Origin of the sequence: Pseudomonas syringae (genome assembly GCF_001698815.1) — a bacterium.
Classification (GTDB): domain Bacteria; phylum Pseudomonadota; class Gammaproteobacteria; order Pseudomonadales; family Pseudomonadaceae; genus Aquipseudomonas; species Aquipseudomonas syringae_A.
In genome coordinates this window covers 35,498-61,036 of sequence record NZ_LGSI01000065.1, presented here as the reverse complement: position 1 = coordinate 61,036, position 25,539 = coordinate 35,498, and the positions used below count along the sequence as shown (strand labels likewise).

Sequence of the window (25,539 nt, the reverse complement as noted above, 5' to 3'; positions counted from 1 at the left end):
TGAGTATGCGACTCTGCACGTAGCCGAGGGTTCCTTGAGCAGATAAACTCGTGACGCACTGATAGTGGGCATTTTTATGCCGCAAGGAGCATCAATGCTCAAAACTCTCGCCGTCGCCAATTACCGCTCGATCAACACGCTGATCGTCCCGCTGGCGCGCCTGAATGTCATTACCGGCCCCAATGGCAGTGGCAAGTCTAATCTGTACCGCGCGTTGCGTTTGCTCGCCGAAACGGCGCAAGGCGGGGTGATCAACGCATTGGCGCGTGAAGGCGGCCTGGATTCCACGTTCTGGGCCGGGCCGGAGAAACTGTCCCGGCGCATGCGCAATGGCGAAGTAGAAGTACAAGGCGGGCCACGGCAGCACGTCAGACGCCTGCGGCTCGGATTTGCCGGGGAAGATTTCAGCTACGCCATTTCCCTGGGCCTGCCGGATAGAATCCTCAGCGCGTTTGCCCTGGACCCAGAGATCAAAAAGGAATGCATCTGGGCCGGACCGCTGTTTCGTCCGGCGAGCCTGCTGGTGCAACGCAGCGGCCCGATGATCCGCGCTCGCGACGGCCGGGACTGGGATGTCCTGGCGCAGCACACGCCGGCGTTCGACAGCCTGTTCGATCAGGTCGGCAGCATGCGCACCTGCCCGGAAGTCTTGCAGCTGCGTGAAACCATTCGCGGCTGGCGCTTTTATGATCACTTTCGCAGCGACGCCGACGCGCCAGTGCGTCGCCCGCAATTGGGCACCCGCACGCCGGTGCTGCATCACGACGGCCGCGACCTGGCCGCTGCGCTGCAGACCATTCTGGAAATCGGTGATTCCCAGGCGCTGCATGCCGCCATCAGCGATGCCTTCCCCGGTGCAAGCCTGAAAATCGACGCCGTACCCGGCGGCCAGTTCGCGGTGCTGTTCTATCAGGAAGGTTTACTGCGGCCACTGTCGGCAGCCGAACTGTCAGACGGCACCTTGCGCTATCTGCTGTTGATCGCCGCCCTGCTCACCCCACGCCCACCCACGATGATGGTCCTCAACGAACCGGAAACCAGCCTGCATCCGGATCTACTTCCGGCACTGGCCCGATTGATCATCAAGGCGTCGCATAATTGCCAGATGTGGGTGGTCTCCCACGCCTCGCGCCTCATCGCCGCACTTGGGCAAGACCCGGAATGCAACGCCATTGAACTGGAAAAGGTGCTGGGGCAGACGGGGATTGTCGGGCAAGGGATGCTGGATGCGCCGGCTTGGCATTGGCCGGATTGAGTCTGGATAGCCTCGATAGCTTTAACCTTGCTCTGTGGCGTGCGAACAAATCAAAAGCCGCCACCGGCCGCAGCATGCAACTGCATCGCCATCACCCTCGGATCTACTAGCTCAGCGGGACCATATTTTAAGTATTGGGGAAATAACCAGAATCGATTACCTAAAAAGCGAGAAGGCCTGATGAGCTCAGCGCGTATATCAGAAAAAGCTATTCCGTTTCGCTGAAGAAACATAGGCGCTATACCATCAACCTCGCCAAAATAAATCTTGTCCAGTTTCCCGAGCCATTCCTGATGCGGAAGGTCGGCATATTTCAGAGCGCGAAACCGAGCCATCGAACTCTCCATAGCTACACTAGAGAAGTCTGATGACACGCCTCCCAAGGCAGCAGCATCCTTACCGGATGCATAGCTCATGATGCGTGCCTTTATATGGGGGGGCATCTCGCCGAATGTTGCGGTCATAGGCCGAAAACCGCTCGCCTTATTCCCTGGCCCAAGGCCAATTGCTCCCTTCCCGCTAAGTCCGTGCTTAAACGACGACGCAACTTTATTCCCTACCATCTGAAACCCCGCCGCAGCCCCAAGCCCCAAAGCTCCCACCAACAACCCGCCAGCAACACCAGCAAGAATCTTGCTCGTCTCAGGCGCTGATCGGTGTGTCGCGACTGCTGCAATACCGGTTCCTAGGGCTGAAACTCCTGCCAGTCCAGCCAGAGCCGTCAACCAGGCAAAATGCCCCGTCGGGTCACTCCGATTCACTGGATCCCCGACGCAATACGCATAAGCATTCAATCCACCCTTACCAAACGGACTCAAACTGTCCGGGCTATTGAAACGCATCAACACCGGGTTATAAGCGCGATAGCCGTTGCCCAGCAGATAGTGGCCGGTGACGGGGTCAGGCTGTTCGCCGTTGAAACCGGGCAGGCCCGGCAGTACGTCGATGTTCTCTCGATGACCATAGGGAGCATAAGCAATAGCAGTGTCGTCGGCGTGCAGCACGCTGTTTTGTTGATCAGTGCCGAGCAACGTGATTCCCGACTGGTTTTTGTGCGCGAGGAGTTGATTGCCTATGCGCAGAATGGTGTGGTGCTCAGTGCCCTGAAGCTCCGTTGCCAAGCTATCGCCTTTGTAAAACCGTCGCGCTATGGCCTCGGACAGCGGCGAGCGCGTGGCCAGACGATCCAGCGCATCGTATTGATAGCGGCAAAGTTCGATTGGGTCAGCCATTGAATATCTCGCGTCGCTGCATAGGTCGCCCAAGTTTGCGCGTCATGGGGCGAGGAAGGTACTAGCAGAACTACTAGGTTTTTGGACTGTTCGCGGGCAAGTCGGATCGCCGCCCGCTCGCTCCAACGGAGCCGTGATACTTCAGCTCACAAATAATCCCCAGCCGATCCCATATTTCGTAGGAGCGAGGCTTGCCCGCGAAGGCGTCGGAACAATCGCCGCACAACGTGCAGACATAACAATCAACATCGACACATCCCGCCACGCAACTTTCCCGCGCTACGATCAACCTCGGCTAGCTTTTGAATTTCATATCAGTTCAAGGCAATGGAATGCACAAGCCCTATCAAACGCACCTGACGCGTAAAGGCCGTTACAGCGAATACGGTCGAATCTACCTGCTGACTTCTGTTACCAAAGATCGCCAGCCATTTTTTTCCGATTGGCGAATCGGGATATTGCTTGCAACGCAATTTGAACAGTCTTCTCGTGATGACCTTGCCGGGTCGTTGGCCTGGGTAGTGATGCCCGACCATTTCCATTGGCTGATCGAATTGAAAGAAACGTCACTGAGTACGCTCGTCGCTCGCGTCAAATCCAAAAGTAATCACGAGGTAAATAAAGCGTTAAACCGAACGGGAAGTATCTGGCAGCGCGGTTTTCATGACCGAGCGCTGCGCAAGGAAGATGACTTGAAAAACATCGCGCGGTACATCGTACTGAACCCTGTGCGAGCCGGATTGGTCACGCGAGCGGGGGATTATCCACTCTGGAATGCGGTCTGGATTTAGTTTCAACGGCGCCCCGGATTGAGCCTTCGCGGGCAAGCCTCGCTCCAACGGATCGGAGAGGCGGGGCGAAGTATGAGACTTATCAGTGAGTATTTTTGTCAGCGCAAGTAACTGAAGTAACACGTGCTCCGTTGGAGCGAGGCTTGCCCGCGAATGGGGCTAGCGGATTTTGACTCAGGTTGCGCCGGCAATCTCAACGCTCTTCAACGTGATCCAGCGAGCGTTCCAGTTCGGTTTTAGCCATGCTGATCAGATGCACCACCGAGAACGCCAGGTCGCGTTTCGGGCCGTCGAGGCAGTCGCCGGTTTCGTAGGCGGTAGCGGCGGCGCAGCTGAGCAATTCAGCGACGTGCAGCAAGGATGTTTCGAGTGAGAATGGTGCTGAATCTGATGTTGCCTTGAGCATTATTATTTCCCTTGTACCCGCTAAGCCTCATCACCGCTTTTGAGTGACTGGACGCAGACTAATGCCCGCAATTGACGGGCGCAAGGGCTCGGGATTTTCTCGGAAACTTCCCTCAGCGGATAGGGAAATGGATGCAGGAAAGGTCTGTAGGACGTAGGAATTTGGTGGGTACCGCGGACTCGTAGGAGCGAATTCATTCGCGAGGCGGTATTCCAGCCGACAAATTACTATCGAATGTACCGTCCTCTTCGCGAATGAATTCGCTCCTACAGTGAAAAAATATCGGGCCTTGGTAAGTTAGCTACCCGCACCACCATGCGCTTCTTCGAAGAAGTAATCCTTCCAGCTCGCCGCCTTGTTTTTCAGCACGCCCAGTTCCTGCAGTTTCTCGGCGTAGATGAAGGTGCGCTGCGGCACAACGGTGAAGTCGATTTCCGGATCGGCGACGATTTTCTCGACCAGCGCCAGCGGCAGCTTGGACTGCTCGACCTTGATGTAGGTCTTGGCGGCAGCGGGCTTGTCGGCCTTGATGATCTTCTCGGCTTCAACCAGCGCGTCATAGAACGCTTTGTAGGTTTTCGGGTTTTCGTCATGGAATTTCTGAGTGGTGTACAGCACGTTGAACGTCGCTTGACCGCCCAGCACGTCGTAGGAACTCAACACTTTATGCACGCTGGGGTTTTCCAGTTCCTGGTACTGGAACGGCGGGCTGGAGAAGTGCGAGTTGATTTCCGAACCGCCAGCGATCAGCGCCGAGGTGGCGTCCGGATGCGCCAGGCTCACGGAGATGTTGTCGAATTTCTTGAAGTTGTCATTACCGAACTGCTTGGCGGTTTCGATCTGCAAGGTACGCGACTGGAAGCCCACGCCTGCGGCTGGCACAGCGATGCGATCCTTCTCGGTGAAATCCTTGAGGGTTTTCACGTTGGGATTGTTGGTCAGCAAGTAGTTGGGCATCGAACCGAGCGAAGCGATGGCCTTGACGTTCTGTTTGCCTTTGGTGCGGTCCCAGATGGTCAGCATCGGCGGCACGCCCGCGGATACCACGTCCAGCGCGCCAGCCAACAAGGCTTCGTTCATCGCAGTGGCGCCGGAAATGCTGTTCCAGTCGACCTTGATGTCAACGCCCTGCTCCTTGCCGTGCTTTTCGATCAGCTGTTGATCGCGCACCACGTCGAGGATCAGGTAGCCGATGCCGAACTGCTGGGCGATGCTGATCTTGCCTTCGGCTTGAGCACCGCTGCTGAGCAGTGCGCCGAACAAACCGAGTGTTGCTGCCAATGCGGTCAGCACCGGACGCTGGAAAGGAGTGGCCATGTAACCTCGCAAAAATTCAGATGTTTTGTTGATATCCGTTGGAGCGAGGCTTGCCCGCGAATAGGCCGGGTCAGCCAACTCTTTTATCGACTGACCCGACGCCTTCGCGGGCAAGCCTCGCTCCAACAGATGTAGGAATTTCAATCAAGTCAGCGCTGCATGCCCCAACGTTTGACGGTCAGGCGTTCGATGTTGGCAAACAGCAGGTTTTCCACCAACAGGCCGATCAGGATCACCGCAGCCAGCCCGGCGAAAACCTTGTCGGTGTACAGCTCGTTGCGGTTCTGGAAGATGTACCAGCCCAGGCCGCCCTTACCGGACGACGCACCGAACACCAGCTCGGCAGCGATCAAAGTGCGCCAGGCGAAGGCCCAACCGATTTTCAGACCGGCCAGGATCGACGGCAGCGCCGCCGGAATCAGGATGTACCAGACGAAACGCAGGCCTTTGAGACCGTAGTTGCGACCGGCCATGCGCTGGGTTTCGGAGACCCCGAGAAAGCCCGCATACGTGTTCAGCGCCAATGCCCACAACACCGAATGCACCAGCACGAAAATCAGGCTGTTCTGACCCAGGCCAAACCACAGCAAGGACAACGGCAGCAACGCGATGGCCGGCAACGGGTTGAACATGGCGGTCAAGGTGCTGAGCAGGTCGCGGCCCAATTGGGTGGAAACCGCCAAGGTGGTCAGGGCGAAGGCCAGCACAATGCCGATCACGTAGCCCTGAACCAGCACGGTGAGGGAAATCCACACTTTGCAGAGCAATTCACCGGTGATGATGCCGTCGTAAAACGCCGCTGCGGTTTGCAGGAAACTGGGCAGCAGCAAATCGTTGTTCTGGATCCGCGCGGCGACTTCCCAGATCACGGCCAGCAGGATCAGGATCACGCTCTTGCGCACCCAGCTCAGTTGCCAGATGCGTTGCGCCAGCGGAATTTCACGGGCCAGTTCTTCCTGGGTGAACGGCTCGAGCGTGACTTCGTACTCGTCACGAATGGGGGATGCAAGGCTCATGGTTTGGTTCTCTGAGTGAAGCAAAACGCGATTCCGTAGGAAAGTGACGTATTCAGTAAGCGATCCGAATGTCCTGAAAGCTCAATTCACGATCCACCGATTCGGTCTCGCCTTCATCGAACAGCAAGCGATGAATGCGCTGGGCGGTGTTCTGGAAACCGACGCCGCCGAGGCTTTTCAGGTCGTATTGATGGCTGTTGATTTCCGCCCGCACGCGACCGGGATGCGGCGACAGCAGCAGGATACGGTTGCCGACCACCAACGCTTCTTCAATGGAATGCGTCACGAACAGCAGGGTAAAGCGCACTTCTTCCCACAGCTCCAGCAGCTCTTCCTGCATCTTGCGGCGAGTCAATGCGTCGAGCGCCGCGAAAGGTTCGTCCATCAGCAGGATTTTCGGTTGCATCGCCAACGCACGGGCAATCGCCACGCGGGCTTTCATACCGCCGGACAAGGTGTGCGGATAGGCGTCGGCGAAGGCGCTCAGGCCGACTTTCGCCAGGTAATAATGCGCGCGCTCTTCAGCTTCCTTGCGCTTCAACGTGCGCGAGGCCAGCAGCGGGAACATCACGTTCTGGATTACGGTTTTCCAGGGTGGTAGCTGGTCGAACTCCTGAAACACCACGATGCGGTCCGGGCCAGGTTCGCTGACTTCGGTTCCGGCCAGGCGAATTTGCCCCTCGCTGGGTTTGATAAAACCCGCGACGGCTTTAAGCAGTGTCGATTTCCCACAACCCGAAGGGCCAAGCAGGACGAAGCGGTCAGCCGGATCAACCTCGAAGCTCACCTGATGAGTCGCCCGCACCACGCGTTCGGGGGTGCGGTATTCAAGGCTAACGTTCTGGACTTGCAACAGGGCTTCAGCGGCGGGCTGGTTGACCTGTGGCGCGATCGAGCTTTCGCTAGCCGTGTGGCTTTGCAGAACAGCATTCATGGAAAAGCTCCCGGAATCAGAACGGCGCATCGCCCTGAATGGTCGTGCGAAAGAGTTTGCGGCGCAGCTGTGGCGGGCAACCGGCAGCCAGGTGGATCAGCGAACGGTTGTCCCAGAACACCAGATCATGCGGCTGCCACTGATGGCGATAGACATGCTCGGGACGCACGCTGTGGGCGTAGATTTCGTTCAGCAGTGCCCGGCTTTCGTCTTCCGGCAGGCCGACGATACGTGTGGTGAAACCTTCACTGACGAACAACGCCTTGCGGCCGTTTTCCGGGTGAGTACGCACAATCGGATGGGTGACTTCGACCACTTGGGCCAATTGCTCAGGCGTCAGTTTCGGGCGCCAGCTGGCGGCGTTATCGCCTTCGCTGTAGCGCGCGGTGTAGTTGTGGACCGCAGAGCGACCTTCGACGGCATCGCGCAAATGTTGCGGCAGCGTGTCCCAGGCCAGGTGCATATCGGCGAACAAGGTGTCGCCGCCTTCGCTTGGCAGCTCCTGGGCGTGCAGCATCGATCCGAGGCTCGGCAATTCTTTGTAGGACAGGTCCGAATGCCAATATTTGCCGGCATCGCCCAGACCAATCGGCTGACCGTCTTCAACGATATTGGAAACGATGAGAATTTCCGGGTGGTTGGCCAGCAGGAACTGCTTGAGCACATGGATTTGCAGGACGCCAAAGCGGCGGCTGAAATCGATCTGTTGCTGCGGCGTAATCTGCTGATCGCGGAACACGACAACGTGGTGATCCAGATGCGCCTGATGAACGCGAGCGAAGTCGGCGTCATTGAGCGGCCGGGACAGATCCAGCCCAACGATTTCCGCCCCCACTTTTGCAGCGAACGGACGCACCTCAAACTGTTGAGAATCGGCTTGGACGGGCGATGACGCTAGGGAGGATGCTGACATGAACTCCGACTCCAGAAGACTGGTGGTTAAGAGTCATGACTTTATAGGTATAAGAATCGAAATTTAAATATCGTTATCGCATATGGATAGTTCGGATTGAGCTAGATGGCGCCGCGAACCGTTGGCGAGGTTTGCCCGCGAGTGGGCCGTCGGAGCGACCGTAGGAGCGACTTTAGTCGCGAGAGCGTCAATTACCCTCCCGGCTAAAGCCGGTCCTACGCAAGCCTCGCTCCAAAGAACCGGTTTATCTGCAAAACAAAACGCCGACACTGCTGCCAGTGCCGGCGTTGGGTATTACAGATTTACAGCGTCAATCAGAACGCTGGCACAACCGCGCCGTCGTACTTCTTGTTGATGAAGTCTTTGACTTGCTGGCTGGTCAACGCCTTGGACAGTTTCTCGATCGCGTCGGTGTGGGCGTTATCGGTACGGGTCACCAGATAGTTGACGTACGGCGAGTCAGCGCCTTCGATGATCAATGCGTCTTTCTTCGGGCTCAGCTTGGCTTCAAGCGCGTAGTTGGTGTTGATCAGGTCCAGGTCGACCTCTTTCAGAACGCGCGGCAGCAAAGCGGATTCCAGCTCGCGGAACTTGAGTTTTTTCGGGTTGGTGGCGATGTCTTTCGGCGTTGCCAGAGCGTTGGTCGGATCTTTCAACGTGATCAGACCGCCTTTCTGCAACAGCAGCAGTGCGCGACCGGCGTTGCTGCCTTCGTTAGGAATGGCGACAGTTGCGCCTTCCGGCAGCTCAGCCAGGGACTTCCACTTGCTGGAGTAGCCGCCGAACGGTTCAACGTGAACGCCAACGCCGGTAACCAGAGTTGCGCCCTTGCCTTTGTTGAAGCCATCCAGATAAGGCTTGGTCTGGAAGTAGTTGGCGTCCAGGCGTTTTTCGTTGAGTTGAACGTTAGGCTGTACGTAGTCGGTGAAGACCTTGATTTCCAGGTCCACGCCTTCTTTGGCCAGTTGAGGCTTGATCAGCTCAAGAATTTCAGCGTGGGGAACCGGCGTCGCGCCGACCACCAGTTTTTCGCCCGCGTGAGCCAGGCCGATCGAAAGCGCAGCCGCCAGAGCGGTCAACAAAAACGTCTTTTTCATGCAATGTCCTTAGGGGGAAATCGAGGTTGTCGGAACAACGGCTCATCAATGAGTTGCCCCCGGCGCGGATGGCATCGGGGGCGTGGAGCGGACATTACCGATATTTCTTATTCCAATACAATAATTTTTTGGTGGGTGCTTATGCTTTTATTGTTTATTCCCATGATTTATTCACCGCCCGGAACCGCGATCAGAACTCCCGGATTGCCTGGTTGCCGCCATCATCCGCAGCGAGAAACTCACTAACCTTCATGCCGACCGGTCCTTGACCCTGCACACCCCGCTGTACTTCGCCGCCGTCTGAAAACGCGTTTACCGTGGAGGGTGTCTGATCCGTGCCATCTGAAGCGGGCGGTTTGAAGTACGGAAGGACTGAGCTCTCCACAAAGTCAGCGCCTTTGACAGCGTAGCCGACATACTTCACGTATTTGAAAGCTTCCTGAACCTGCGCCAAACGGTTTTGTAGCGCGACCGTGTTCCTCGCGCCTTTGCCCAGCTTCGCCGCCCTGCTGAGGTTTTTCGGCTGCCCTCTGAAAGCGCCCTGCCGTGTAACCGACACAGGACCCGCATCGAAAAACCCGGCCGCCGCTCGAGTGCTGCGCGAAGCTGCAAATTTCGCAGCATAGGGAACCGAGAGCGACAATGCCGACAGCGCGAGACCGAACTGACCCAGGACGCTTCCCGCCTTCGAGTCTGGAGCCAACTCCGTCGAGAGGGTGCTGGCAATACTGAGGACATTTGAGCCGATATCGAGAACCGCCGCAAAGATGAGCGGCCCGGTCAGAGGCGTGCCAATACCCAGCGTAACTGCAGTGATTGCGATAGTGGCAACGGCAATCGCGATGCTCAAAATCGATTTCCATGAGAAATGCCCGGTCGGGTCGCTCATGTTGATCGGATCGCCCAGGCAGTAGGCGTAAGGGTTGATACCGCCAGAGTCAAATGGGCTCATGCTGTCGGGGCTGTTGAAGCGCATCAGTACCGGGTTGTAGGCGCGATATCCGTTACCCAGCAAATAACAACCGGTCACCGGGTCCGGTAACTCGCCGTTGAAACCCAGCAGACTTTGCACGCCTCCATCCGCTGAGCTGCTTCCATACGGCGTGTAGACACTGCGCTTGATTTCGTCGCCAGTGACCGACTGCAAAATGCTGCGTCGCTGGTCGCTACCCAGCAGTGTATTCACAACCGTTTCGCCTGAGTAAGTCGATTGAGCCAGTACATGACCAGCCGCTTCCATCAGGCTGTGTTGTTGCCCTGCCTCATGCTGGGTGGCGACACGGCCGTTGCGATAAACGCGCGTGATGCCGGAAGCTCCCGCCGGATCGATTCCGATCAATCGATCCAAAGCGTCATAGCGATAGTTGATTAATTGATTCATGCCTGCTCCTGCGCGACCGAGGCCAGCCTACCCAGATCGTCATAAATCATGCGACGGCCATGCTCGTCGTTGAGCTGATTGCCGTCTCGGTCGTAAGTGAATGTCGCTTCCTGCATGGCGTAATCCGGATGACTATGGCGAACGCGACTGAGTTGGGTTTTGTCTGAATATTCGTATTCGTAAGTCGAGACGTTTTCGCCTTGCGCAAACTCCGTTTTCAGCTGGCGAATGTTGTCCAGCTCATCGAACGTATAGGTTTGGCGGAGAATGGCTTTGCCGCAGCAATCCACCGGCAGATGTTCTCCATCACACTGGTAGCGCTCAAGTCGCCCACGCACGTCATACGCAAACACTTCATCACGCACCAGGGAGCTGCCGCGTCGTAGCGAGCGTCGGATCAATTTGTCACTCTCGTTGAATTGCTGCGACAGCTCCTCGGGCTGATTCGAATCCACCGTCAGCACTCGGCGCACTTCACGACCAAAGTCGTCGTATTCCAGCTCCGTGACGAGTTTGCGTTGGCTTTGCGCATCGAGAGTGTCGATCCTGCAGACACGTCCTTGCTGATCGTAGGCATAGTCGGCTTTGACCGTGCCCTGTTCTACTTGGGCGATTCGGCACAGCGCGTCATAGCGAATCATCTGTTTTACGCCTGATGCATTGACGTAAAGCATGGGCAAACCGTTGAGCGAGTTGCGTTGGACGGTTGCAAGTGAAATCTGACCCTCCTCGCTCAGGCTGTCGCTCGCGAGCTTGCCAGAAGGGGAATAGTTGCGCTGCTGTTGATTGCCCGGACTTGCTGCCTGAATCAACCTGGCGTGGCGGTTGTCATAGCGAAATTGTGCAGACAGGTTGCTACTGCCCTCCACGCCTCGCTCGATAACTTGATTGTTGAGGGCCGGGTCGTACTTGTACGCAATGACCTTGCCGCTGGCAGTGACATGCGTGGCCGGATTCGGTTGGGAACCGGTGTAGGTAAACCTTTCGGTACGCCCGCCCACGGTGATATCGGTGACCCGCAGCAGCCCGTCATAAGTTCGCTGCCCGACCAGATAGTCGTTGACCCAAATGTGCGTGGCCAGGTCTTCGGTGCTGTGCGCAACGAAGGCTTTTGTGATACGCGAGCCGTCAGGCAATTGGGTAAGCACCAGACGATCTGCGAAGTCGTATTCAAAACGGGTGATATTCCCCAGAGGGTCGGTTTGTTGTACACATCGTCCCAGCCCGTCATAGCGGTACGCAGTGATTCCGCAGGACTTGCCGGTGCGATCAATACGCTCGACTGTATCGTTTTTGCCAAACGCATTTTTGCTAATAATGGTCAGACCCGCCTGATCGCTGCCCAGGGTCTGTGTAAGCGCAATCGGATCGTGCCGGTCATGGTTCAACACGCCATCCGGTCCTTTATGGGCACTGCGATTGCCCCAATCGTCGTAGGTATACCGACTAGACAGCGCATGAGGTTTGCCGCCCAGCCAATCGGTATTGGTCTCCTCGATCAACTGACCAAGCGCATCGTATCGGGCGCTGTAGACGTCGCGCATCGGCTGCCCATCGGCGTCGACATCCTGGACTTTAACCGTTGATCTACGGCTCATGCCATCAAGCCGCGTCAGCATCAAGGCACCGTTGGCGGCGACCGTCCGCGTTTCCACTGGATCGTCCACTTTGTCAGCCAACTGATAGCCGTGAGTTCTCATCGCCTGGGCGGAGGTCTGTGGCGCGAGCATTTCAATAGTTTTACGACCGAGGCGGTCATGAGTTACCTCGCTCGCAACGCCCAACTGCCCAACGGTTTTCTCTTCGATACCGGTGAACAGGTTTTGCCAAGTGGACCTGCTGGCGCTGGTACCATCTGCCGCGGTCAGCGTCGTCTGCGTGCATACGGCGTCATCTACCCGCTCATATCGGTAATCAAACACCGATTCAACGCCCTGCACCGTTTCGGTTTTTCGCGTCGCCCGACCGAAAAAAATGCTGTCGCGATCGGTCTCATATTGCCGCGCGATGGTCATGACCGGTGCATCCTGGCCATCCTGAAAAACCGACTCTTTTTCCAATGCGAGGAAGGCGTCTCTTTCCGGGTTGGCAGAGGGCAATTGGATGTAGCGATAGCGACTTACCAACGTGGGCGCTGGAGCCAGATCAGGCGCGGGGATCAAGGTTTTCTGTTTAAGCCATCGCACTGCCCCAAACGAATCGGCAGGACAACCATCGGATTCGCCCAGCGGGTAATACGTGAAAACTTCAGTAATACCGGTTGGTGAAACCTTCTTGAGAAGGTTACCGAAATCATCGTATTCGGTAAGCGTGGTTTCGTGACGGACGACGTCAGGAGCAGCCGTATCGAAGCAGGAAATTTCTACCTTCAAAGGCAACTGAAAGTTGGCAGGCTGGTCATCGAACTTAAGACCTGGTTTTTTATGATATTCAGTGCGGCTACGGACGGTCTTTCCGTTCTGATTGACCGTCTCCTCAACGGGAAGATGGAACCGGTTGTAGACTCGCCTGGTGCTCCGTACTGTCTGTTTGCTGGTTCCAGCGCCCAGAATCAGGTCTTCCGTGGACTCGTACTCATAATTGCCCGTCGCCTGATACAGATTATCTCCGTCATCCCGCCATTTGGCGCTGGAGCCATAACCCAGATAGTTGTTTAACGAGTATTTATATTCCCGTGTAACTGGCAGCTGGTCGGAGCCTGCAAAACTGGTGTGCGAAGACACAGCAGGCAGGGCGCTGACAGGCGCATCCGCTGGCAGGCTCAAGGCTGATGCCTGATATTCAATCCGCTCAATGCCGCCAGTCGGTTGCTCCAGCCGCGTGATCAAGCGCAGCCCATCTACGGTCCCATAGGTCAGGCGCCACGACGCCCGACTGTTGTTATCCAATAACACGCTGATTTTTGTCAGTTCGTTATTCTGCAGCTGCAGCATGAAAACCAACTTCCGGGACGGACTCTCCGGCCACAACGTAATACTGGAGGCCAGCGAAGAGCCGGTCGGGACATCCACTGTCAGTAACGTATATGTTTCGTCGCGAATCTCGCGTAACAATTGTTGTCCGCCAACAAGTCTGTAGACCAGACTGACCGCCCGACCTTCGGGAGAGTATATTTTCGAGACCAGCCACGCATCCCCGTTCGCCCCTTGGCGGGTCAATACTTCGACGATACCGGACTTGTGCTCGACGAATAACTCATCGCCGACTCGGGTTGTTTTCAGGTCACAAACTTTTTTATCGATGATGACGAATAAATCCGAGGCCAAATTCGCCCGATAACGCGCACCGTTCGACAAAACCAGCTCACGCGTAGTGCTGCTATACCTCGAAAGAGGCAGCGTCCACCCCATGCCGAATCCCGCGTTCGCTGTGTTCAGAGGGCTGAACACTATCGACAGCGGTACCGATGGACCACTCAAGGCATTGGCCATTAGCGAGGACAAAGAGATATTACAACTGTATGTGCCGGTACGAGGATCGACGCCGGCGGTAACAAAGCTTAAAAAGTTATAGGCATTTGAATAAATATGCTTCATAGAAGAGACAACTCTATCGGATCAATCTGTAGGTGTCGCGCCCGATTATCGGGCGCGACACCTCTATCAAATAAGCTCAAGCAGCCAATTATCAGGATCGAAGCGCATGTTAACCTGATGCAGGTNGACACCTCTATCAAATAAGCTCAAGCAGCCAATTATCAGGATCGAAGCGCATGTTAACCTGATGCAGGTTACCGTAGACATCCAACGCAGTGATCAAGCACGATAGATTAACTTTCTTTGAAGCAGCCCTGTATATTTCAACAGCAGGTTTATCCACCAACCCTATTTCAACAAAGTAAAACTCCCCTCGCGCAGGGGACAGTTCCAGCCTGGACGGCAAAAGAGCATGTGGGTATCCGTGAGAGATCTGACTACTCCCCGGCTCGGTAAACCCAACGACTGATGCAACAAGTACGTCGCCCAGAGGATGAGCGTAAAGCCCATCAGGGGACAAACTGACAGACTTGAACTGCAAGCTTTCTCCCCCTGTGACAAAAACAAATCGATGATAGGAAAGCGCAACCAGCCCGGAAAGTTTGGTGAGATTTCTCGGCCACGGCTTGATTATCACCTTCTCCAGTTGATACTTCGATAGGTCGTAGACGGGAGGGACGACCGGCTTCAGCTCCAGGCTACCGCCGGAACGGGTAAGAGAGTCAAATGTTTCGCCATCGTCCCGCTGGATTCGCACCCCCAATGTAATGGGCGTTTGACTCACTGAACGTACATAGACATCGAGATAATAAGTACCCGACACCTGTGTGCCCGAACCGTCGCTTTGCACAGGCGTCGACGCTCCCTGAGCCGGAAAATAACTAAAGTTACCGATATTCGCCAGCGACCAGTCCCAATCACCAAACTGCGAATCAACCGGCGAAGTCATACGAGCATCGCGATACTTGATTTCCTTGCCGCCATGATAATTCACCAGGGTGATCGTTGATCGTTCACGGTCCGTGAGGGTCACTGGCTTATTATTTACATCAATAACTTTTACGGCGATACGTACTTTAATCGACTGACGGCCATTCGCGTAAAGACTGTTATTACCTGTTGCACTTTCAATGGAAAATGTTTCTGTTTGACTCCATGTTGCAGTCATGACAATACCTCTGATGCCCGCACAAGAGGGGGGCCTCAACAAATTGAATTGATCCGGCTGCGGATATCCGCTTTGGAATTTAATAAAAAAGGGCCAAGCAAGTTACCCCTGAAAGAAACTGATTATTTAGTTTCTCGACAACAGACTGGTTCAGTTATTTTCGCCTGTCCAGCACATGCAATCAAAAGTAATAAACACCCACAAAATCAGCACACTTACTGCAACTTCAATAGACCATTTTCGATTTTATAGCGGGAATAACAAGTCGCGAATCGTAGGATTTATCCTTCGGTTATGAAAGAAACCCTCAGCGCGTTTTTGTGCCCAAATAAAAACGCCACATCCCTGCAAAGGATGTGGCGTCGAAAAATCAGGGAGTTAAGTCAGCGTGCTTCGATTTCCAGTCTGGATTTGACCGTCGCCAGCAGCCGCTGCACCGCAAAGAGTTGCTCAACCTTTGCATCAACAAGAAGCTTTCCTACAAGCCGCTCTATTTCCACCAGCGGATCGACGCTTTCCGGCAGGTTCAAATGCTCCGGCAGGATCTCGTCACCGCTGCTGACCAGCAAGGCGAAGTGGATGACGTTTTCCAGCTCGCGGGTGTTGCCAGGCCAGCCATGGGCTTCGAGCACGTGCTGCGCCGCGTCACTGATCAGCGGTACGTCGAGGTTCAGGCGATTGCTGTAGATGCCGAGAAAATATTCGGCAAGCGGCAGGATGTTGCCCGGCTGTTCGCGCAGCGAGGGCAGTTCCAGATGGCCTTCACTCAGGTAGTGAAACAGCCGCTCGTGGAATTTACCGGCAGCCACGGCCTTGGCCAGATCAATGCTGGTGGCCGCGACCAAGCGCACGTCCACCGGGCTGGGCTGCTGGGCGCCGACGCGAGTGACTTCGTGGTTCTCAAGGGCGGCGAGCAGCTTGGTCTGGATCGGCAGCGGCAAATCGCCGATTTCATCCAGGTAAAGCGTGCCGCCGTTGGCCGAGCCGAACCAGCCGGCACGGCTGCTGACTGAACCGCTGTGGGCGCCGGCGGCATAACCGAACAGCTCGGCATCGGCGTAGGTCGGGCTGATCGCGCCGCAATTGACCGACACGAACAGGCCGGTGCGATCACTGCCGCGATGAATGTGGCGCGCCAGCAATTCCTTGCCCGTGCCGGATTCGCCACGGATCAGTACTGGCAGCGAGCGCGGCGCCAGCTGTTCCATTTCCTCACGCAACTGCCGCGAGCGTGGGTCAACGAATACCAGCGCCTTGGCGCGAATGCTCAGCGGGCTTTTTTCGGCATCGGGAAAGGTCAATAACGGCTGACCGAAGGGTTCTTTGAGGCTCATGGCAAAACTCCCGCCCGAGCCTTGCGACGGCTCACGCGTTAAAAAATGAATATCCGGGCCATAGGGCCCGGCTGAGAAAATTGACGACATAAGGAAAAGGAAAACGCGACGTTCATCGCGTCTGGTGAGTTCATGCGCGGCGCAGAGCGTGATGTTCCATTCGGCTCTGCAAGCGATACAGATAGGCGAAGCCTTGTTCCCAACGTCGATGACCGGATTTGACGTTGATATGCCCTGCTTCACTGAGAATGCCGATATCCGCACCCCAGTCCCGAGCCATTTCCATGGCCCGTTGCGTGCTGACCGCCGCGTCATTGTCGGAGGTGACGATCTGCGTCGGGAACGGCAGCAAGTCCTTCGGAATCGGCGCGAAATTACGCAGCGCCGGCGAGCAGTTGGGCCGCTCGACATCCGCTGGCGCGACCAGCAACGCCCCGCGCACCTGACGCAAGGACTCCAACGGCGCCAGGCGCGCCCAATGGGCAACGGTTACGCACCCCAGGCTGTGCGCAATCAAAATCACCGGCGTGCTGTCGGCGGCAATACTGCGCTGCAATTCGCCAACCCAGTCCTCGCGACGCGGCTTGAGCCAATCAGCCTGCTCGACGCGCGTGCTGTTAGGCAGGCTGTTCTGCCAGTGGGTTTGCCAATGATCATCGGCGGACCCTTGCCAGCCTGGCACGATCAGATAGCGAATCGACTCGTTGTGCATGGGGTCAGCCTCCTGCATGGGGTGCGGTCATGAGGCCAAGTATAAGGAAGGGACATATATTCGTTAAGGAATAAGAAGCTATTTATTAAGCACTGGATCGAATATGAGAAGATAAAAAAAAGGGGTCGCTCCCTGCCTAAGGCGCGCCCCCTATGAAATCGTGGTGTTCGTGCCCGCGTGTTTTTGCGGGCACGGTTGAAGATAGACTCGTTGTGTTACAAAAAAACGAACGACCAGGATTCTCCGTTGGAGCGAGGCTTGCCCGCGAAAACAATGTTTTGAGTTTGATAAATCGACGAATGTACTGACCTATTCGCGGGCAAGCCTCGCTCCAACAGGTAGGGTTCCTGGTTCGACAGCAACCGGATCAGGCTGCTTCGGCAATTCCCGGGCAACGTTCCACACCACAATCGCAGCCACCACATCGAAGATCGCCAGCACCACGAACAGCGGGCTGTAGCCGATCTTGGTCACCAGCACGCCGAACACCAGGGTGAACGCCGCTGCGCCGAGATAGCCGAACATGCCGCCCATGCCGGTCGCGGTTGCCACTTCGTTTTTGCCGAATGAGTCGGACGTGATCGAATACAACGCGCCGGAAAGCGTCTGGTGCGCAAAGCCACCGACACACAGCAAGGCGATGGCGGTGTACGGGCTGTCCACCAGGCCGATGCAGGCCGGGCCGATCATGCAGGACGCACCGAACAGCAGCACCAGCTTGCGCGAGGTGAACAACGAGACTTTGCAGTACTTGTGGAAGAACGGGCTCAAGTAGCCACCCAATACGCAGCCAATGTCTGCCGCCAGGAACGGCAGCCAGGCGAACATGGCGATTTCCTTGATGTTCATGTGCCGCTCGGTCATCAGATAGAGCGGAATCCAGGCATTGAACGTCTGCCAGGCAGGCTCGGAGAGGATGCGCGCCGAGGCGATTGCGTAGAAATTGCGGCTGGTGATGATCTTTTTCCAGCTGCCTTTCTGAGTCGGCACGTCCTTGAGGTGCGATTCCTGGCCGCTGAGGATGTAGTCACGTTCGGTATCGCTCATGCGATGTTGATCGCGAGGATGTTTGTAGAGCAGCAACCACAGACCGCTCCACAGAATGCCCAGCCCGCCGACGATCAGAAACGCCAACTCCCAGCCACTTTGCAGAATTGCCCAGACCACCAGCGGCGGCGCCAGCAGCGCACCCACGGACGAACCGATGTTGAACCAGCCGATGGCCACCGAGCGCTCTTTGGCCGGGAACCATTCGGTAGTGGCTTTGACGCCAGCCGGCAAGCCTGCGGCTTCGGTCAGACCGAGCATCCCGCGAAAGATCGCCAAGCTCTGCCAACCCGTGGCAAAGGCGGCCGCCGCACAGGCGGCCGACCAGGCCACGGCGAAAATCGCGAAGCCCATCTTGGTGCCGATGGCATCAATGATGTAGCCCGCCACCGGTTGCATCAGCGCGTAACAAACCTGCCACGCCACGACGATATGCGAGTACTGCTCGGTACTGATGCTCAACTCGCTCATCAGCGTCGGCGCAGCCACGGACAACGTGTTGCGCGCGAGGTAATTGACGATCAGGCCGGCCGTGACCAACCCGACCATCCACCAGCGTATTCCTTTGATTTTCATCTCTTCACCCTGTTGTTTTTGGAGTGGTGGCGAGCGTCTCCCGGTGAATACCGGGCGGCGGTTGTGTTCAGTTATGAGTGACCGATTGCAGCGCGCGAGTCGACAGCGCCGAATGGGCGATGAAAGAGTCGCTGCAGGGAAAATCCCACCCGAGGGTGTAGAAAGAGGCGTTCATGACGTTGTTACCGTTTGTATTATTTTTATGGTGGACGAAAGTCGATTTCGCCTAGTCGTCGTACGACTTAACCGATTTAAAGACACATCCTGTAACAATGTCAACCGGATAAAACGGGGATACGACTATTGGCTATAGGGGGTTTGGCGTTTTACGAAGGGGAAGGAGTTAATGGCAGTGTCATACGACAACTAATGACTAGGCGGTCATGAATGTGGGAGCGTGGCTTGCCCGCGAAGAACGATAACGCGGAACGTCTCGCCCACTGCGGTGCCTGGTTCGCGGGCAAGCCTCACTCCAACAGAACCTGCGCTAGCGCAAATCAAACGCTTCCAGCACTGCCAACTGATAGCCCACGTCACCCACGGTATGGATCAGTTTGGGCAGGTAGCGCTCGTCGATCTTCGAGCGCAGGCGGTGGACGGCGACGTCGATGGGGCGGGTGTCGCCAGCGAATATCTGGGCTGCGATAAGGGTGCGGGAAAGGACATCGCCTTGCCGACTGGCGAGCAATTGCAGCAGGGCGAATTCGTTATCACTCAGGGAAATCCGCTGCCCGCCCCGACTGACGCGCTGTCGGGTGATGTCGATTTCAAGGTCGGCAATGCTGTAGCTCGCGGCATCGCCGGTCGGCCCGCGTCGCAACAAGGTGCGTACGCGAACCAGCAACTCATCAAAGGTGAACGGCTTGAGCAGATAATCGTCGGCGCCCAGCTCAAGGCCGCGCAGGCGATCTTCAATGGCGTCGGCGGCGGTCAGGAACAACACCGGCGTGGTGCCGCGCTGACGTATCAGTTTCAGCAATTGCCAGCCATTGAGGCCTGGCAGCATCACGTCGAGGATGATCAGGTCGTAGGTTTGCTCTTCGACAAAGTGACGGCCGTCCAGGCCATTGAGCGCCACATCCAGGGTAAAACCCGATTTGGAGAAGCCTTCAGCCAGGTTGTTCGCCGTATTGGCGTCGTATTCCACTAACAGCAGCCGCATGACTCACCTCGTTGGTCTGTACCGTCAGCATAACGATTTGGCACGCCTGAAGTTGGCCGCCTTGCGTAATTTCACCACATCGAAGATTTCTACCCGGTCCGCATCGAGCCGCAGAATCTTACGCGTGTGCAGTTCCTGAAGCACTTCAAGCAGCGCCGGACGCGACAAACTGGCCGTGCGCATCGACTGAATATCATCCAGCGCGATCAAGCGCCGAGCATGGCTCATGGGGCCGTAACCTTCGGACAACAACAGCAGCCGCCACGCGACTCGCGCCTTGGCGGGCAGCAGCTTGATGCGCTCGGAATGCAGCAGCGACAGACCCAGTTTCTGGCTGAGCAACTCTGCAAAAAAGCGCCAATACGCCGGTTTTTTTGCCAGTATCTCGACAAGCGCCGCCTGGGGAATGTGCAGGAAGATGCTGTTGCCCAGGGAATACACGTCATGGGCGCGCGGCAGGCCGTCAAACAACGACACCTCGCCAAACCAGTAAGGCATGCGGACCTCTTCCAGGCGCGGGGCCAGGCGCTGATCGACGACGCTGCCCACGCGAAACCCACCTTCGAGCAATACGTAAAAGCCACAAGGCGCATCGTCTTTTTCGAAGAACAATTTGCCCGGGGTTCGGCGACGCTGCCTTGAGGCGTCCAACAGGCTATCCTGCAAATCGGCGGGAAGATTAGCGAACCAATAATCGGTCATCAATCGCGACCGCCATGCAGCTCCGTTTGACATGTTTTCGCTTGCTCCCTGTGACGGCAAATATTTTTTATGGCCGAAACCGTAGCAAACTCCGAGCGTCAGCCAAAGAGGAAAAATAATGAAAAACCTCGTCGATCACCTTAGCCAATACGCGTCCTACCACCGCGATTCGCGAAATATTGTCAGCCACTTCATCGGTATTCCGCTGATTGTTCTGGCGGTCGCGGTCCTGTTGTCGCGGCCTGGCTGGATGTTGGGCGGTTTTTGGCTGTCGCCGGCAGCGCTGGTGAGCCTGGCATCGGTGATCTTCTATCTGCGTCTGGATGGCCCGTTTGGCGTGTTGATGGCGGCCTTGCTGGGACTATGCGTTTGGTTAGGCGCACATCTGGCGCAACAGTCGACCTTGATCTGGCTGAGCGCGGGCGTCGGGATGTTTCTGGTGGGCTGGATCATCCAGTTCATCGGCCACTATTACGAAGGCCGCAAACCGGCGTTTATCGATGACGTGACCGGCTTGATCATCGGCCCGCTGTTTGTCGTGGCCGAGCTGGCGTTTCTGCTGGGGCTGCGCAAGCCGTTGCAGCATGCGATTGAGAAAAGGGTTGGGGTGGTGCACAAGCGGAACTTGAAGCCGATAGTTTGATGCGAGTGGAATCGAGAACCCGTGGGAGCGAGGCTTGCCCGCGAAAGCGTCAGATCAGGCGATACAGATGTCGACTGATAAATCCGTTCGCGGGCAAGCCTCGCTCCAACAAATGTGGGGTTTAAATATCCGCCACTTTCTGCCAGACCTTCGGCTTGAAGAACAGCGTTTCGCCCCGCGTCAGGCCGACCAGGCTGTCGTGATCCTTGACCACTTCGGCTTCGATCAGCTCGCTCTGGCCTTCCACTTTCAGGGTTACCCGAGTCGTGGCGCCCAGCGGTCGGATGTCGCGCACCAGTGCGGCGTGGTGGTCTTCCAGTTCATGCCGTGACAACGACACTTCGTGCGGGCGGAACAACACCTGATCTTCCCCCAGATGCAGGCGATTGGAGTCGCCTAGGAAGTGGTAGACGAAATCACTGGCCGGGTTCTCGTAGACTTCGCCCGGCGAGCCGATCTGCTCGATCACGCCTTTGTTCATCACCACGATGCGATCCGCCACTTCCATGGCTTCTTCCTGGTCGTGTGTCACGAAAACCGACGTCAGGTTGATGTCTTCATGCAGACGCGCCAGCCAGCGGCGCAGCTCTTTACGCACCTTGGCATCCAGCGCGCCGAACGGCTCGTCGAGCAGCAACACTTTGGGCTCGACCGCCAGCGCGCGCGCCAGGGCAATCCGCTGACGCTGCCCACCCGACAACTGCTCCGGATAGCGATCCGCCAGCCAGTCCAGTTGCACCATGTTCAGCAACTCATGAACCTTGACCGCGATCTGAGTTTCGTTAGGGCGCTGATTCTTGGGTTTCATGCGCAGGCCGAACGCGACGTTATCGAACACCGTCATGTGCCGGAACAGCGCGTAATGCTGGAACACAAACCCGACGTTACGATCACGCACGTCATGGCCGGAGACGTCTTCGCCGTGGAAGACGATGCTGCCCTGATCCGGGGTTTCCAGACCGGCAATGATGCGCAGCAAGGTGGTCTTGCCGCAGCCGGACGGGCCGAGCAACGCCACCAGCTCGCCACTCTGGATGTCCAGATTGATGCTGTTCAGGGCCTTGAAGGCGTTGAAATTCTTGCTGACATTACGGACTTCGATCGACATGAATTATTCCTCCGCCGCACTTTGGCGCAGACGGTTAATGCGCGCTTCGCTCCACTGCTTGAGCAGCAGGATGAACAGCGCCAGGATCAGCAACAGGCTCGCCACCGCAAAGGCTGCGACGTGGTTGTATTCGTTGTAGAGGATTTCGACGTGCAGCGGCAGGGTATTGGTGACGCCGCGAATGTGCCCGGAAACCACCGACACCGCGCCGAACTCACCCATGGCCCGTGCAGTACAGAGCACCACGCCGTAGATCAGGCCCCATTTGATGTTCGGCACCGTGACGTGCCAGAACATCTGCCAGCCGTTGGCGCCGAGCAGACGCGCGGCCTCCTCTTCTTGCGTGCCCTGCTCCTGCATCAGCGGGATCAGTTCACGGGCCACGAAAGGCACGGTGACGAAGATGGTCGCGAGCACGATGCCGGGCAGCGCGAACACGATCTGGATGTCGTGATCCTGCAACCACGGCCCGAACAGGCCCTGAGCGCCAAACATCAACACATAGACCAGACCGGCGATGACCGGCGAGACCGAGAACGGCAAGTCGATCAGCGTCACCAGCATGCTTTTGCCACGGAATGAGTATTTGCTCACGCACCAGGCCGCACTGACGCCGAACACCACGTTGAGCGGCACCGAAATCAATACGGCGATGACCGTCAGCTTCAGGGCCGACAAGGCATCCGGTTCGAGAATCGCAGTGAAAAACGCGCCCAGACCGTTTTTCAAACCCTGGGAAACCACGATGAACAGCGGCAAACCCAGGAACAGAATGAACACCAGCCAGCACAGGCCAATCAGGATACGCCGCGACAGCGCGCTGCCACGACGGGCGGCATTGGCGGAGGCGGCGGCTGCAACAGATGAATAGGACATGCTCAGCGCCTCCTCAGGATGGGGTTTCAATGCGTCGCTGCAGCAAGTTGATCAGCAGCAGCAGAATGAAGGAAACCACCAGCATCATCACGCCGATAGCCGTCGCACCGGTGTAATCGTACTGGTCGAGCTTGACCATGATCAGCAGCGGCAGGATTTCGGTTTTCATCGGCATGTTGCCGGCGATGAAGATCACCGAGCCGTACTCACCGACGCCACGGGCAAACGCCAGGGCGAAACCGGTCAGCCAGGCGGGCAGCAACGCGGGAACGAGGATGTAGCGAAACACCTGCAACGGACGCGCGCCCAGGCATGCGGCGGCTTCTTCGACTTCCCGGGGGATGTCAGCCAGCACCGGTTGCACGGTGCGTACCACGAACGGCAGCGTGACGAAGGTCAGCGCAAGGGTGATACCCAGCGGCGTGTAGGCAATCTTGAAACCCAGGTCCGCGGCGAATTGCCCGACGAGCCCGGTCGGCGTGTACAACGCCGTCAAGGCGATACCGGCTACGGCGGTGGGCAAGGCGAACGGCAAATCAATCATCGCGTCGATGATCTTGCGACCGGGGAAGGTGTAACGCACCAACACCCAAGCCAGCAATACGCCGATCAGACCATTGATAACCGCCGCATAAAACGCCGTGCCAAAGCTCAGTTTGAGAGCAGCGAGCACCCGCGGCGCAGTGATGATTGCCCAGAATTGATCCCAGGTCAGCTGCGCGGCATGGATGAACATTGCTGCCAGCGGGATTAACACAATCAGACTGAGGTACACCAAGGTGTAACCCAGCGTCAGCCCGAAGCCGGGTATGACGGGGGAAGTACGTCGCGACATAAAAGTCCTTGGTTGATACACGGAACCCGCAAACGAATGCGGGTTCATGGTTCAGCTAAAAAACGCTCGCTGACATAACGCGATCTACCGTAGGAGCGGCTTTAGCCGGCGAGAGCGTCCTCCCGGCTAAAGCCAGTCCTACAGGTGTCTGAGCTACATCACTGTGCCTGGTAGATCTGGTCGAACACACCGCCATCGTTGAAAAACTTGGGCTGAGCAGTTTTCCAGCCGCCGAAGTCTTTGTCGATAGTCAGCAGGTTCAGTTTCGGGAACTGCTTTTCATATTTGGCAGCGACTTCAGCGTTACGCGGACGGTAGAAGTTCTTTGCGGCGATTTCCTGGCCTTCCTTGCTGTATAGGTGCTTCAGGTATTCAGTTGCGATTTCGGTGTTGCCTTTCTTTTCGGCGTTCTTGTCGACAACAGCGACAGGCGGCTCAGCCAGAATCGACAGCGAAGGTACGACGATGTCGAACTTGTCCGCGCCGCCGTCTTCTTTCAGCGCCAGGAACGCTTCGTTTTCCCACGCCAGCAGCACATCGCCCTGACCGTTGTTGACGAAAGTGATGGTCGAACCGCGAGCGCCGGTGTCCAACACAGGGACGTGTTTGAACAGTTCTTTCACGTATTCCTGAGCCTTGGCTTCGCTGCCGCCGGTCTTCAGGCCATAGCCGTAGGCCGCGAGGAAGTTCCAGCGCGCACCGCCAGAGGTTTTCGGGTTTGGCGTAATGACCGAAACGTCTTTCTTGATCAGGTCATTCCAGTCCTTGATGCCTTTGGGATTGCCCTTGCGCACCAGGAAAACGATGGTTGACGTGTAAGGCGTACTCGCATCCGGCAGGCGGGTCTGCCAGTTTTCCGGCAAGCCTTTGCCCAGTTTGGCGACCTCATCAATATCACCGGCCAGAGCCAGGGTCACTACGTCAGCGCGCAGGCCGTCGATCACCGAGCGAGCCTGCTTGCCCGAACCGCCATGGGATTGCTTGATGTCGACCTTGTCGTCCGGATGAGCCTTTTTCCAGAAGCTGATGAACTCGGCGTTGTAGTCCTGATACAGCTCCCGCGTCGGATCGTACGACACGTTGAGCAGCTCGTAATCCTTGGCAACAGCGGAACCGGCAAACACGGCACTGGCGAGTGCGGCCAGCGCATAACGGCGAATGGACATGGATCAAGCTCCTGGAAATTCTGGTTGTGTTGGTTTTTCTAGTTTTTGATGATCGTGTCTTTGTAGGACCGGCTTCAGCCGGGAGCAAGCATCCACCCGACCTTCCTCCCGGCTGAAGCCGGTCCTACAGGAATCCCGTATCTCAGCTCGGTTTGGTACCCGGATTCTGCAACCGGAATTTCTCTTTACGCTCGATCTGCACGACTTGTGCATTGTGAACAGTGATTTCAACCGCTCCGAAACGCAGGTCGCGCAGCGCACTCTGAATCTCGCGCAGAATCGCCGCTTCGTCCTGACCGTCAACGCTACGCAGAGATGCGCTCATGATCGTGCTCCTTGAATTGAGAGGCCTGCAGTACCGGTTCTGGGTCCGGACTGCTTGTGGCATGGAG

22 protein-coding genes and 1 pseudogene are annotated in these 25,539 nt (G+C 56.8%); 3 read left to right on the top strand and 20 right to left on the bottom strand.

The genetic code is table 11. The annotated features are described in order from the left end of the window. Positions 1–94: 94 nt before the first annotated feature. Positions 95–1,255, top strand: a complete 1,161-nt coding sequence (locus AFK24_RS22020; RefSeq protein ID WP_065835240.1) for an AAA family ATPase — start codon at positions 95–97, stop codon at positions 1,253–1,255. Between the two features lie 50 nt (positions 1,256–1,305). Here the strand turns inward: AFK24_RS22020 and AFK24_RS31245 are convergent, their stop codons facing one another. Then, the gene (locus tag AFK24_RS31245; RefSeq protein ID WP_065835239.1) at positions 1,306–2,487 is read right to left on the bottom strand and encodes an RHS repeat-associated core domain-containing protein; all 1,182 of its coding nucleotides are present in this window, start codon (positions 2,485–2,487) and stop codon (positions 1,306–1,308) included. Between the two features lie 332 nt (positions 2,488–2,819). On the opposite strand from AFK24_RS31245, the gene AFK24_RS22010 reads away from it, so the two are divergent. Next, positions 2,820–3,278 (top strand): REP-associated tyrosine transposase, encoded by a 459-nt coding sequence (locus AFK24_RS22010; RefSeq protein WP_065835238.1) that lies wholly within the window; start codon positions 2,820–2,822, stop codon positions 3,276–3,278. A 193-nt stretch (positions 3,279–3,471) separates the two neighbouring features. Here the strand turns inward: AFK24_RS22010 and AFK24_RS22005 are convergent, their stop codons facing one another. The 14 genes and pseudogenes from AFK24_RS22005 to AFK24_RS21940 form a co-directional block, all read right to left on the bottom strand. After that, positions 3,472–3,684, bottom strand: coding sequence for a DUF6124 family protein (locus tag AFK24_RS22005; protein WP_065835237.1), 213 nt, complete (start codon positions 3,682–3,684; stop codon positions 3,472–3,474). A gap of 297 nt (positions 3,685–3,981) precedes the next feature. Continuing rightward, complete coding sequence (locus AFK24_RS22000; RefSeq protein ID WP_065835236.1) at positions 3,982–5,001, bottom strand: ABC transporter substrate-binding protein; 1,020 nt, start codon at positions 4,999–5,001, stop codon at positions 3,982–3,984. A gap of 149 nt (positions 5,002–5,150) precedes the next feature. Beyond that, a complete protein-coding gene (locus AFK24_RS21995; RefSeq protein WP_065835235.1) occupies positions 5,151–6,017 on the bottom strand; it encodes an ABC transporter permease in 867 nt (288 codons plus the stop codon). A 52-nt stretch (positions 6,018–6,069) separates the two neighbouring features. Next, a pseudogene (locus AFK24_RS21990) lies at positions 6,070–6,947 on the bottom strand (ABC transporter ATP-binding protein). 20 nt (positions 6,948–6,967) lie between these two features. Next, positions 6,968–7,864: a TauD/TfdA dioxygenase family protein gene (locus AFK24_RS21985; protein WP_065835233.1), complete on the bottom strand. Its 897-nt coding sequence runs from the start codon at positions 7,862–7,864 to the stop codon at positions 6,968–6,970. A 314-nt stretch (positions 7,865–8,178) separates the two neighbouring features. After that, positions 8,179–8,961 (bottom strand): MetQ/NlpA family ABC transporter substrate-binding protein, encoded by a 783-nt coding sequence (locus AFK24_RS21980; protein WP_065835232.1) that lies wholly within the window; start codon positions 8,959–8,961, stop codon positions 8,179–8,181. Positions 8,962–9,151: 190 nt separating this feature from the next. After that, positions 9,152–10,342: an RHS repeat-associated core domain-containing protein gene (locus AFK24_RS21975; RefSeq protein WP_065835231.1), complete on the bottom strand. Its 1,191-nt coding sequence runs from the start codon at positions 10,340–10,342 to the stop codon at positions 9,152–9,154. Further along, the gene (locus AFK24_RS21970) at positions 10,339–13,878 is read right to left on the bottom strand and encodes an RHS repeat domain-containing protein (RefSeq protein WP_080482241.1); all 3,540 of its coding nucleotides are present in this window, start codon (positions 13,876–13,878) and stop codon (positions 10,339–10,341) included. Before AFK24_RS21970 ends, AFK24_RS21975 begins: the two co-directional genes overlap by 4 nt. Positions 13,879–14,014: 136 nt before the next feature. Next, positions 14,015–14,986 (bottom strand): hypothetical protein, encoded by a 972-nt coding sequence (locus tag AFK24_RS21965; RefSeq protein ID WP_139110560.1) that lies wholly within the window; start codon positions 14,984–14,986, stop codon positions 14,015–14,017. A gap of 383 nt (positions 14,987–15,369) precedes the next feature. Further along, the gene (locus AFK24_RS21960; RefSeq protein WP_065835228.1) at positions 15,370–16,320 is read right to left on the bottom strand and encodes a sigma 54-interacting transcriptional regulator; all 951 of its coding nucleotides are present in this window, start codon (positions 16,318–16,320) and stop codon (positions 15,370–15,372) included. Positions 16,321–16,450: 130 nt separating this feature from the next. After that, positions 16,451–17,032, bottom strand: coding sequence for an alpha/beta hydrolase (locus AFK24_RS21955; RefSeq protein WP_065835227.1), 582 nt, complete (start codon positions 17,030–17,032; stop codon positions 16,451–16,453). A gap of 309 nt (positions 17,033–17,341) precedes the next feature. Next, positions 17,342–18,628 (bottom strand): MFS transporter, encoded by a 1,287-nt coding sequence (locus AFK24_RS21950; RefSeq protein WP_065835226.1) that lies wholly within the window; start codon positions 18,626–18,628, stop codon positions 17,342–17,344. A 514-nt stretch (positions 18,629–19,142) separates the two neighbouring features. Then, on the bottom strand, positions 19,143–19,817 hold the full coding sequence (locus AFK24_RS21945; protein ID WP_065835225.1) for a response regulator: 675 nt from the start codon (positions 19,815–19,817) through the stop codon (positions 19,143–19,145). Positions 19,818–19,841: 24 nt separating this feature from the next. After that, the gene (locus AFK24_RS21940) at positions 19,842–20,552 is read right to left on the bottom strand and encodes a Crp/Fnr family transcriptional regulator (RefSeq protein WP_065835224.1); all 711 of its coding nucleotides are present in this window, start codon (positions 20,550–20,552) and stop codon (positions 19,842–19,844) included. A gap of 85 nt (positions 20,553–20,637) precedes the next feature. Here AFK24_RS21940 and AFK24_RS21935 point away from each other — a divergent pair, with 85 nt between their 5' ends. After that, positions 20,638–21,162 carry a DUF962 domain-containing protein gene (locus AFK24_RS21935; RefSeq protein WP_065835223.1) on the top strand — a complete coding sequence of 175 codons (525 nt, stop codon included), beginning with the start codon at positions 20,638–20,640 and terminating at the stop codon, positions 21,160–21,162. A gap of 121 nt (positions 21,163–21,283) precedes the next feature. On the opposite strand, the gene AFK24_RS21930 is transcribed toward AFK24_RS21935, so the two are convergent. From AFK24_RS21930 to oscA, 5 genes are all read right to left on the bottom strand, one after another. Beyond that, entirely contained in the window at positions 21,284–22,270 is a 987-nt protein-coding gene (locus AFK24_RS21930) for a sulfate/molybdate ABC transporter ATP-binding protein (RefSeq protein ID WP_065835222.1), read from the bottom strand. A gap of 3 nt (positions 22,271–22,273) precedes the next feature. Continuing rightward, positions 22,274–23,146: a sulfate ABC transporter permease subunit CysW gene (cysW, locus tag AFK24_RS21925; RefSeq protein ID WP_065835221.1), complete on the bottom strand. Its 873-nt coding sequence runs from the start codon at positions 23,144–23,146 to the stop codon at positions 22,274–22,276. A gap of 13 nt (positions 23,147–23,159) precedes the next feature. Further along, positions 23,160–23,981 carry a sulfate ABC transporter permease subunit CysT gene (gene cysT, locus AFK24_RS21920; protein WP_065835220.1) on the bottom strand — a complete coding sequence of 274 codons (822 nt, stop codon included), beginning with the start codon at positions 23,979–23,981 and terminating at the stop codon, positions 23,160–23,162. 158 nt (positions 23,982–24,139) lie between these two features. Further along, entirely contained in the window at positions 24,140–25,147 is a 1,008-nt protein-coding gene (locus AFK24_RS21915) for a sulfate ABC transporter substrate-binding protein (RefSeq protein ID WP_065835219.1), read from the bottom strand. Between the two features lie 142 nt (positions 25,148–25,289). After that, the gene (gene oscA, locus AFK24_RS21910; protein ID WP_020293745.1) at positions 25,290–25,472 is read right to left on the bottom strand and encodes a sulfur starvation response protein OscA; all 183 of its coding nucleotides are present in this window, start codon (positions 25,470–25,472) and stop codon (positions 25,290–25,292) included. Positions 25,473–25,539: the final 67 nt, after the last annotated feature.